Below are 5,160 nucleotides of genomic sequence, written 5' to 3' on the forward strand. Positions count from 1 at the left end.
CGACTGTCCGTCACCATGGGCTCGTGCTGCGCACCGCGCTCCTCGCCGCTTCCCGGTCGGACCGGGTCCGCGACCTGATCACCTCCGCCCCCGGCACGCGCGAGGTCGTCCGGCGCTTCGTCGCCGGCCGGAGCCTGGACGCGGCGGTCACGGTCGCGGGCGACCTCGTCGGGTCGGGGCTGCGGGTCTCCCTCGACCATCTCGGCGAGGACACCCTCGACCGCGGCCAGGCCGACCACATGCGCGACGTCTGCCTGCAGGCTCTCGACGCCCTCGCCGCGGCCGGGCTGACCGGCGGCGCGGAGATCTCGCTGAAGCTGTCCTCGCTCGGGCAGGCCCTCGGTGCCGACGGGAACCGGATCGCGTACGAGAACGCGGCCAAGGTGTGTGCGGCCGCGGCGGCGTACGGCACCACCGTCACGCTCGACATGGAGAACCACACCACCACCGACGCGACGCTGGAGGTGCTGCGCGACCTGCGCGCGGACTTCCCGTGGGTCGGCGCGGTCCTGCAGGCGTACCTGCACCGGACCGAGGCCGACTGCCGGGATCTCGCGACCGCCGGGTCCCGGGTGCGGCTGTGCAAGGGCGCGTACCGGGAGCCCGCCGCCGTCGCGTACCAGGACCCGCACGAGGTCGACCGGTCCTACGTCCGCTGCCTGAAGGTCCTGATGGCGGGCGAGGGCTACCCGATGGTCGCGTCCCACGACCCGCGGATGATCGCCATCGCCGCCGAGCTCGCGGCCCGCGCCGGCCGGAACCCGGGCGACTTCGAGTACCAGATGCTCTACGGTGTGCGCCCGGACGAGCAGCGTCGTCTGGCCGCGTCCGGCCGGACCGTGCGCGTGTACGTCCCGTTCGGCGAGGAGTGGTACGGCTACCTCATGCGTAGGCTCGCCGAGCGCCCGGCCAACGTGGCCTTCTTCGCACGGGCGCTGCTGACGAGAGGGTGAAGCACATGAGCCAGCGGGTGGCCCTGCTCGGCGGCGGCAAGATGGGTGAGGCGCTCCTCGCCGGGATCCTGCGCGCCGGGCGCACGGCGGCGGACATCGTCGTCTCCGAACGGCACCCGGAGCGGGCCGCGGAGCTGCGCGAGCGCTACGGCGTCACGACCGCGGAGCCGGCCGGCGCCATCGCCGACGCCGACGTGATCATCCTGGCGGTCAAGCCGCAGGACATGCCGGCGCTGCTCGCCGACATCGGCAAGGCGGCCCGGCCGGAGCAGTTGGTCGTCTCGGTCGCCGCCGGCATCCCGGCCGCGTTCATCGAGCGGAACTTCGACGCGGACGTGCCGGTCGTGCGCGTCATGTCGAACACCGCCGTGTTCGTCGACCAGGCGATGAGCGCGATCTCCGCCGGTGCCCACGCGACCGGCGACCACATGAAGCTCGCCGAGGACCTCCTCTCGCCGGTCGGTGAGGTGATCCGGGTCCCGGAGTCGCAGCTCGACGCCGTCACCGCGCTGTCCGGGTCCGGCCCGGCGTACTTCTTCTACCTCGTCGAGGCGATGACCGACGCCGGGATCCTGCTCGGACTTCCGCGCGAGGTCGCGTACCGCCTGATCGTCCAGACCGCCATCGGCGCCGCGACCATGCTCAAGGAGACCGGCGAGCACCCGGTCAAGCTCCGTGAGGCCGTCATGTCGCCGGCGGGGACCACGATCGCCGCCATCCGGGAGATGGAGAACCACGGCGTCCGGGCGGCCATGATCGGCGCCCTCGAGGCCGCCCGTGACCGGTCCCGCGAGCTCGCCTCCGGCCTCGGCTGAATTAATCCGACCTCGAGTTCTATTAATCGCCTGACGTGAGGCCGAACCGTTCCTAGCATGGCGACATGCGATCTTGGTCCGGGCGGGGGCGGGCCGCCGGGGTGGTGCTGGCTGCGGGCCTGTGCCTGACCGGTCTGTCGGCGTGCGGGGGCGACGGGAAGAGCGTCGAACTCGGCACGGTCGAGCGCCGGTCGGTCGCGGAGGTCGTCGAGGCCGCGGGTGCCGTCGTCGCGCGGACGCAGGTCACGCTGCGCGCGCCCGCCGCGGCGACCGTCGACACCCTGCTCGTGAAGTCCGGGCAGACGGTCAAGAAGGGCGACATCCTCCTCACACTGGACTCGCCCGCCGCTGAGGACGCGCTCGCCGCCGCCCAGGCCGCGGCCGCCGAGGTGGGCGACGCCAGGATCTCGATCCCGGCCGGCGGCAACCTCTCCGACAGCGAGTCGACCAAGGCCGCTCTGAAGGCCTTCGACGACGCCGAGGCCGTGGCCCGTCTGTTGCCCGAGGGCCCGGCGCGCGACGCCGCCCTCGCCCAGACCGCGAGCCTGCGGGCCTCGTTCACCGCTGCCCAGGCGCAGGCCCAGGCCGCCATCGATCGATTCACCGCCGGGCTCGGCAGCCTCGGCGAGGCGCTGTCCTCGATCTCCGCGGCCGGGCGGCTGCAGACCCAGGCCGCGGTCGCGGCCGCGCGGCGCACGGTCGAGGCGCTCACGATCAAGGCGCCGGCCGACGGCGTCGTCACGCTCGGGTCCGGCACCGGCGGCAGCGGCGCGGACCCGTCCGCGCTGCTCGGCGCCCTGCCGGCCGAGGCGCTGGGCCAGGCCTCCGCGCTGCTCGGCGCGACCGGGGGCGGAGCCGGCTCGGCCGCCGGCGGGCCGGTCGGCGTCGGGTCGCCGGTCGAGGCCGGGGGCCTGCTCGCGACGATCATCGACGACTCCGAGCTGACGTTGCGGGCCGAGGTCGACGAGACCGACATCCTCACCGTCACCGAGGGCATCGGGGCCGAGATCGAGCTCGACGCCGTCCCCGGCGCGGTCTACCCGGCGGCGGTGAGGTTCATCGACCTCGCGCCGACGACCTCCGCCCGCGGTGGCGTCAGCTACGCCGTCACGCTCGCGCTGGAGCCGGGTCGCTTCCCCAACGGTGAGGAGGCCCCGCGCCCGCGGCCGGGCATGAGCGCCGTCGTCGGGCTCAAGGTCGCCGAGGCCGACAACACGATGTCGGTGCCCGCCTCCGCCCTCGTCCGCGACGGGGCGCGCGACACCGTCTGGGTGGTCGAGAACGGCAAGGCCGTCCGGCGCGAGGTGAAGCTCGGCGCCGAGGGCGAGGAGTATGTGGAGGTCCTCAGCGGAGTCTCGGTCGGTGACACCGTGGTCGTCCGCGGTGCCGACGAGATCCGCGAGGGCGCCAAGGTCTGACGGGCCGTCATGTCTGTGCCCATGATCGAGGCCGTCGACCTCCACCGGACCTACACGCTGGGGGACAGCGACGTCGGTGCCCTGCGCGGCGTCTCGCTCGCGGTCGGGGCCGGGGACTACGTCGCGGTGACCGGGCCGTCGGGCTCGGGCAAGTCGACGCTGATGCACGTCCTCGGTGCGCTCGACCGGCCGACGGCGGGGATCGTCCGCATCGCCGGCCGCGACGTGAACACCCTCAACGACGCGGAGCTCGCGGAGCTGCGCAACGCGACGATCGGCTTCGTCTTCCAGTCGTTCGCGCTGCTGGCGCGGACGTCCGCGGTCGACAACGTCGCGATGCCGTTGCTGTACCGGGGGATGCGCAAGTCCGTGCGGCGCAAGCTGGCCGAGGAGGCGCTCGGGCGCGTCGGGCTCGGGCACCGGCTCGACCACCGGCCGAACCAACTCTCCGGCGGTGAGCAGCAGCGCGTCGCGATCGCACGGGCGCTCGTGGGGCAGCCGACGGTCGTCTTCGCCGACGAGCCCACCGGCAACCTCGACACCCGCAACGGCGACGAGGTCATGAAGCTGCTCGGCGAGCTCAACGCGTCCGGCGTCGCGATCGTGCTCGTCACCCACGAGCCCGACATCGCCGCCCACGCCGCGCGCCAGATCACCATCCGCGACGGCCGGATCGCCTACGACTCCGCCGCCCCGGGCGAGGCGGCATGACCTTCCTCGAAGGGTTCCGCGTCGCGTTCGAGGCGCTGCGCGCGAACCGGCTCCGCAGCCTGCTGACCATGCTCGGCGTCATCATCGGCGTGGCGGCCGTCGTGCTGCTCGTCGGCATCGGCGGCGGGGCGAAGAAGGAGGTCACCGGCCAGGTCGAAGGCCTCGGGTCGAACCTCCTCGTCGTCGTCCCCGGCAAGTTCGAGCTCGGCTCGGCGCCGACCGTCAGCCGGCTCTCGCTCGACGACGTCGACCTGCTCGGCCGGGTCGTCGGCAACCGCGACGCCGTGACGGCCTCGCTCACCTCGGGTGAGACCGCGCGCGTCGGCACCCGCGAGACCTTCACCTCGATGCAGGGCGTCACCGAGACGCTGACGAGAGTCTTCGAACGGCCCCTCGCCCGCGGGCAGGCAATCTCGAAGACCGACGTCGACACCCGTCGCCGCGTCGCCGTGCTCGGGTCGCAGGCCGCGGAGAAGTTGTTCGGCGACGTCGACCCGATCGGGCGTCAGCTCACGTTGGCCGGCGTCCGGTTCCGGGTCATCGGCGTCTACTCCGAACGGGGGTCGGCGTTCGGCGTCAGCCGCGACGGGGAGATCCACGTCCCGGTCACCACGGCTCAGCGCATGCTCGGCAGCGACCGCATCGACGCGATCGTCGTGAAGGCGCCGAGTTCCGACCGCGTCGACGAGTTGCAGCCCAAGCTCGTCGAGGCCCTCGCCGACCGGTACCCCGGCGAGGAGTTCTCCGCGGTCACCCAGTCCGAGATCCTCGGGACGATCGGCAAGATCCTCGGCCTGCTCACCCTCGTGCTCGCCGCGATCGCCGCGATCTCGCTGCTCGTCGGCGGCGTCGGGGTCTCGAACATCATGCTGGTCTCGGTGCGGGAACGAACGCGCGAGATCGGTCTCCGCAAGGCCCTCGGCGCCCGCCAGCGCGACGTCCTGCTGCAGTTCCTCATCGAGGCCGTCCTGCTCACCGCCGTCGGCGGCTGCATCGGCATCGCGATCGGGATCGGCGGCTCCCTGTTGATCGACCTCCTGTCCCCGGTCCCGGCCGTCATCACCTGGTGGTCCCCGGCGATGGCCTTCGCCGTCTCCGCCGGCGTCGGCGTCTTCTTCGGCGTCGCCCCCGCCCGTCGCGCCGCCCGCCTCGACCCCGTCGTCGCCCTCCGCACCGACTAGCGCCCGCCCCGCCGCCGCGCCGCCCCGCCCCCGCCCCGCCGCCGCGCCGCCCCGCCCCCGCCCCGCCCCGCTCCGGGAACGC

Annotated in this window: 5 protein-coding genes; all 5 read left to right on the plus strand. The window is 73.6% G+C overall.

Annotated features, from left to right (window positions below):
• The first annotated feature begins 23 nt into the window (after positions 1-23).
• Complete coding sequence (locus ABD401_RS13200; RefSeq protein WP_344605535.1) at positions 24-953, plus strand: proline dehydrogenase family protein; 930 nt, start codon at positions 24-26, stop codon at positions 951-953.
• Between the two features lie 5 nt (positions 954-958).
• Entirely contained in the window at positions 959-1,768 is an 810-nt protein-coding gene (proC, locus tag ABD401_RS13205; RefSeq protein WP_344605399.1) for a pyrroline-5-carboxylate reductase, read from the plus strand.
• A 65-nt stretch (positions 1,769-1,833) separates the two neighbouring features.
• A complete protein-coding gene (locus ABD401_RS13210; RefSeq protein ID WP_344605401.1) occupies positions 1,834-3,186 on the plus strand; it encodes an efflux RND transporter periplasmic adaptor subunit in 1,353 nt (450 codons plus the stop codon).
• A 9-nt stretch (positions 3,187-3,195) separates the two neighbouring features.
• A complete protein-coding gene (locus ABD401_RS13215) occupies positions 3,196-3,897 on the plus strand; it encodes an ABC transporter ATP-binding protein (RefSeq protein ID WP_344605403.1) in 702 nt (233 codons plus the stop codon).
• On the plus strand, positions 3,894-5,078 hold the full coding sequence (locus tag ABD401_RS13220) for an ABC transporter permease (protein WP_344605405.1): 1,185 nt from the start codon (positions 3,894-3,896) through the stop codon (positions 5,076-5,078). The genes ABD401_RS13215 and ABD401_RS13220 overlap by 4 nt, the downstream gene beginning before the upstream one ends.
• Positions 5,079-5,160 lie beyond the last annotated feature (82 nt).

The organism is Sporichthya brevicatena, assembly GCF_039525035.1.
GTDB lineage: Bacteria > Actinomycetota > Actinomycetes > Sporichthyales > Sporichthyaceae > Sporichthya > Sporichthya brevicatena.

Excerpts from the sequence above, each read along its gene's own strand:
- proC (WP_344605399.1), top strand. The coding sequence starts at position 959 with ATGAGCCAGCGGGTGGCCCTGCTCGGCGGCGGCAAGATGGGTGAGGCG.
- ABD401_RS13210 (WP_344605401.1), top strand. The coding sequence starts at position 1,834 with ATGCGATCTTGGTCCGGGCGGGGGCGGGCCGCCGGGGTGGTGCTGGCT.
- ABD401_RS13215 (WP_344605403.1), top strand. The coding sequence starts at position 3,196 with ATGTCTGTGCCCATGATCGAGGCCGTCGACCTCCACCGGACCTACACG.
- ABD401_RS13220 (WP_344605405.1), top strand. The coding sequence starts at position 3,894 with ATGACCTTCCTCGAAGGGTTCCGCGTCGCGTTCGAGGCGCTGCGCGCG.